The 4,814-nt window shown below is 62.8% G+C and carries 4 protein-coding genes and 1 pseudogene; 3 read left to right on the forward strand and 2 right to left on the reverse strand.

Annotation, left to right across the window (positions count from 1 at the left end; genetic code table 11):
- Positions 1-533, forward strand: a pseudogene (locus tag AB4Z11_RS23200) (primosomal protein N'); the annotation flags it as partial.
- Here the strand turns inward: AB4Z11_RS23200 and AB4Z11_RS23205 are convergent.
- Positions 530-1,426: an ArgP/LysG family DNA-binding transcriptional regulator gene (locus AB4Z11_RS23205; RefSeq protein ID WP_442027962.1), complete on the reverse strand. Its 897-nt coding sequence runs from the start codon at positions 1,424-1,426 to the stop codon at positions 530-532. The pseudogene AB4Z11_RS23200 and the gene AB4Z11_RS23205 overlap by 4 nt on opposite strands.
- Before the next feature lie 116 nt (positions 1,427-1,542).
- On the opposite strand from AB4Z11_RS23205, the gene AB4Z11_RS23210 reads away from it, so the two are divergent.
- On the forward strand, positions 1,543-2,985 hold the full coding sequence (locus AB4Z11_RS23210; RefSeq protein ID WP_442027964.1) for a dihydrolipoyl dehydrogenase: 1,443 nt from the start codon (positions 1,543-1,545) through the stop codon (positions 2,983-2,985).
- Between the two features lie 12 nt (positions 2,986-2,997).
- On the opposite strand, the gene AB4Z11_RS23215 is transcribed toward AB4Z11_RS23210, so the two are convergent.
- Positions 2,998-3,480 (reverse strand): SRPBCC family protein, encoded by a 483-nt coding sequence (locus tag AB4Z11_RS23215; protein WP_442027966.1) that lies wholly within the window; start codon positions 3,478-3,480, stop codon positions 2,998-3,000.
- Positions 3,481-3,597: 117 nt separating this feature from the next.
- On the opposite strand from AB4Z11_RS23215, the gene AB4Z11_RS23220 reads away from it, so the two are divergent.
- A partial coding sequence (locus tag AB4Z11_RS23220) for a UvrD-helicase domain-containing protein (RefSeq protein ID WP_442027968.1) occupies positions 3,598-4,814 on the forward strand: 1,217 nt, incomplete at its 3' end.

The following is a 4,814-nucleotide window of genomic DNA, read 5'->3' on the forward strand; positions in this document are numbered from 1 at the left end:
AGCTCACGCTGGTGGGCATTCTGAATCCCGACACGGCTTTGTTCTCGCAGGACTACCGCGCCAGCGAGCGCCTGTTCGCGCAGCTGATGCAGGTGGCGGGGCGCGCCGGCCGCGCCGGCGGCAACACCAGCGAGGTGATGATTCAGACCGCGTACCGCCAGCATCCGCTGTATGCCGCGGTGGTCAGTCACGACTACGACCGCTTTGCGACCTCGCTGCTGGCTGAACGTGAACAGGCGGGATTGCCGCCCTATCTGTACCAGGCCATGCTGCGCGCGGAAGCGTCCGAGTTGGCGGTGGCGATTGAATTCCTGAAGACTGCGCGCGACCTGGTGCAGCATGACGGCATCACCATCAACGATCCGATCCCGATGAGCATGACCCGCGTGCACAATGTGGACCGCGCCCAGCTGCTGGTCGAATCGCCATCGCGCCCGGCCTTACAGGCTTTCCTGAAAGAGTGGATGCATGCGCTGCGCGAAATGAAGACCCGCGCCAAGTGGACGCTGGAAGTGGACCCGGTCGATATTTAAGCCTGCACCAGATACTTGCGCGCCGTCGCCACCACCTGCTCGGACAGCGACTTGGTGAACGGCGTATCCAGTTCCCAGGCGTGCCAGTTCAGCTGCACGTCGATATAGCGGCCGGGCATCAGATCCACCAGTGCGCCCTGCGACAAGCCCTGCGCCGCCTGCAGATAAGGCAGCAGGCCATACGCCATGCCGCCGAACAGCAGATCGTTCAGCGCCGGCGACAGCGGCAGCGTGTGGTGCGGGAAGGGCCGCTGCACATTCAGTTCATTGCCGAGGAAGCGCGCCGTCAGTTCGCGGTCGTGCGTAACGGCGGGCGCCAGGGCTACCGCCTCCACCGACATGCCTTCGCCAAACCAGTGCCGGGCGAAGACTGGCGAGGCCACGCACACATAGCGCATTCCACCGAGCGGCGTGGTACTGGCGCCGCTGGCCGCCAGACCGGGAGAATCCGCAGCCGCGGCAACACAGCCGAACACGCTGCCTTCGCGCACCAGATGCAGGGCGACGTCGCGTTCGGCGCATTCCACGTCCAGCTGGCAGCGCGGCGGCGACAGCAGGGGACGCAAAGCCAGAGGGAACCAGGTCGCCAGGCTGGCGGCATCCACCGCCACGGCGATTTCCGGCATGCTGACCTGGTTGCCCAGGTCGATGTCCAGCGCCGCCTCCATCAGCTTGACGTTGCGGTAGTGCGAGATCAGGCGCTGCCCCAGGCCGGTCGGCAAGGCGGGCGAACCGCGGACGATCAATAGCCGTCCGGCCGCATCCTCCAGCGCCTTGATACGCTGGGATACGGCCGGCTGGCTGATGCCGAGCGCGGTGGCCGCCTTTTCGAAACTGCCCTGGCTGGCCACGGCATCCAGCACCGCCAGCGCGCGGTAGTCCAGATTTTCCATAAGATAAGCTTATGCGAAGACGAAAAGATAAGTGATACTAATGCATCCCTGGCGTTCTGTCAGCGTCTTACCGCACAAAAGTGTAGGATGGCAAGAAAAGCTGGGGAGAAAAGACAATGGAAACCATTCGCTGCGACGTGGCGATCATCGGCGCCGGATCGGCGGGCCTGACCGCCTACCGCTCGGTGCACATGGCCGGCAAACATCCAATCCTGATCGAGGGCGGACCGTACGGCACCACTTGCGCCCGCGTCGGCTGCATGCCGAGCAAACTGCTGATCGCCGCGGCGGAAGCGGCGCACTCCGTCAAGGAAGCGCCGGGTTTTGGCGTTCATCCCGGCCCCACCCGCATCGACGGCAAGGAAGTGATGGCGCGCGTTCGCAGTGAGCGCGACCGCTTTGTGGGCTTTGTGCTGAGCGGTATGGAGCGCATGCCGGAGGAGCACAAGTTGCGCGGCTATGCGCGCTTCCTCGGTCCCAACCGCCTGCAAGTCGACCAGCACACCATCGTCGAAGCCAAAGGCATCGTCATCGCCACGGGTTCCACGCCGCAGATTCCCCCGGCGTGGGCCGCCGCAGGCGATCGTGTGATCACCAGCGATGCGGTGTTCGACTGGACCGATCTGCCGCGTTCCGTGGCCGTGGTGGGCACCGGCGTGATCGGCCTCGAATTGGGACAGGCCCTGCACCGCCTGGGTGTCCATGTCGTGATTCTGGCGCGCGGCAGCAGCGTGGCCCAGCTCAGCGATCCGGCCGTGAAGGAAATCGCCGCCGCCGCGCTGCGCGAGGAAATGGACGTGCGCTTCCACACCCAGGTATCCGCCGTCGAGCGCGTGGGCGATGGCGTGCGTGTGACGAGCCGCGACACCAGCGAGCGTGAAGTCAGCGAAGTCTTCGACTACCTGCTGGTGGCTACCGGCCGCAAACCGAACGTCGATCAGCTGAGCCTTGAACTGACCGGTATCGCGCTGGACGAACACGGCATCCCGCAGTACGACAGCAAGACCATGCAGTGCGGCGACAGCCATATCTTCATCGCTGGCGACRCCAATAACGAACTGCCCCTGCTGCCGGRGGCGGCCGACCAGGGCAAGATCGCCGGCGCCAACGCCGCCACCTGGCCGGAAGTGAAGCCGGGTCTGCGCCGCACGCCCCTCATCATCGCCTTCACTGAACCGAATATCGCGACGGTGGGCGCCAGCTATGAGGAACTGTGCCGAACCCACAAGGGCAGCTTCGCAGTGGGCATGGTGTCTTTCGAAGACCAGGGCCGCAGCCGCGTTATGCGCCAGAACAAAGGCATGCTGCGCGTGTATGGCGAATACGGCAGCGGACGATTCCTCGGCGCCGAGTCCATCGGACCGCGCATGGAACACATCGGCCACCTGCTGTCATGGGCGCATCAGACGGAGATGACGGTGGAAAAGATGCTGGAGATGCCGTTCTACCATCCGGTGGTGGAAGAAGGCTTGCGGACAGCGCTGCGCGACCTCGCGCAGCAGCTGGAGAAAGCGCCCCCGCCGAAGCAGTCCTGCCCGGACTGCACGCCGGGGTGCTGATTAGCTAAACAATTAATTCAGCGAGTGGTCGAGGCGGCCCTGTTCGGCCAGCTCACGCAGCACGCGGATCGTGTCGATGTCCGACTCCTGATAGGCGGAGCGGCGGAAATCGTCGTACATGGCATTGGCCGCATCGGTGGCCGCGTCGTGGCCGTCGTCGTACTCGAAGCGCACGTAGAGGCGCTCCGGCTCCGGCATCTCGATGGTCATGGTCAGGCTGGACTTGCTGATGTCCTTCTGCGCCTCGACGTTGTAGCGCACGATGTAAGGGCGGTGCAGCTCCACCGTATCCTCGATCACCAGGTCGCCATAGCGCAGGCGGCGGCGGAAACCGCTTTCCTCGCGCTGGTCAATTTGCACCTCGTCCAGGTGGGGAACGAAGAGCTTGGGCGACTCCGCACGCAGCACCAGGCCGCGCCATAGCTGCTCATGGGTGATGGTGTCCATCAGCGGGTTGAGCGGGTCGTTCACTTCTATCAAATGTTCAAATTTCATAATACTTTGCCTGATGTTTTTTTCGGTCTGGTGTCACTATATTCTCCCGTGCGCCGAAATATCAACACTTGAGGCGTTACAATGGCCGGCTTGTTTCCCGATCCTTTCCTGTAGCAAATGTCCAAACCTCAGTTCGGCCTGAACGGCCCACAAAGCGAAGCCGTGCTCTATCTCGACGGTCCTGCCCTTGTGCTGGCGGGCGCGGGTTCGGGCAAAACACGCGTGATCACCCAGAAGATCACCCACATGATCGAGGACCGCGGCTACGATCCGCGCACGATTGCGGCACTGACCTTTACCAATAAGGCGGCGCTGGAAATGCAGGAACGCGTCGGCAAATTGCTCAAACAGCCAAAACAGGCCAAGCAGCTGACAGTGTGCACCTTTCACTCGCTGGGCGTGAAGATCCTGCGCCAGGAATGCAACCACCTGGGCCTGAAAGACCGCTTCTCCATCATGGACAGCGACGATTGCTACTCGCTGGTACAGGACCTGGCCATCACCACGGACAAGCAGCTGATCCGCGGCATCCAGAACGATATCTCGCTGTGGAAGAATGGCCTGGTGACGCCGGAAGATGCGCTGAAACAGGCCCAGACCGAAGACGAGGCGCAGTCCGCCCGCATTTACGGCAGCTATATCGCCACGCTGGCCGCCTATCAGGCAGTGGACTTCGATGATCTGATCCGCCTGCCCGTGGAGCTGTTCCGCAATCACCAGGACGTGCGCGACAAATGGCAGCGCCGCCTGCGCTACCTGATGATCGACGAATACCAGGACACCAACACCTGCCAGTACGAACTGGTGAAGCTGATGGTGACCGGCATCGGCAAGAAGCCCATGTTCACCGCGGTGGGCGACGACGACCAGGCAATCTACGGCTGGCGCGGCGCGACCATGGAGAATCTGAGCCTGCTGCAGGTGGACTTCCCCGACCTGAAGCTGATCAAGCTGGAACAGAACTATCGCTCCACCACGCGCATCCTGCAGGCGGCCAATGCGGTCATTCAGAACAACCCGAAGCTGTTCGAAAAGTCGCTGTGGTCCGAGCTGGGCCTGGGTGAGCCGATCAAGGTGCACGGCATGCCGAACGAGGAGCAGGAAGCCGACCAGGTGGCGATCATGATTTCTGCCGACCACTTCGAACGCAAGAACAAATGGTCGGATTATGCGATTCTGTATCGCGGCAACCACCAGGCGCGCGTGATCGAACAGGCGCTGCGCAACCAGCGCATTCCCTATACGATCTCCGGCGGCCAGAGCTTCTTCGACAAGGCGGAGATCAAGGACATCATCGCTTACCTGCGCCTGCTGGCGAATCCGGATGACGATCC

Source organism: Pseudoduganella sp. RAF53_2 (assembly GCF_052113985.1).
Lineage (GTDB): Bacteria > Pseudomonadota > Gammaproteobacteria > Burkholderiales > Burkholderiaceae_D > Rugamonas.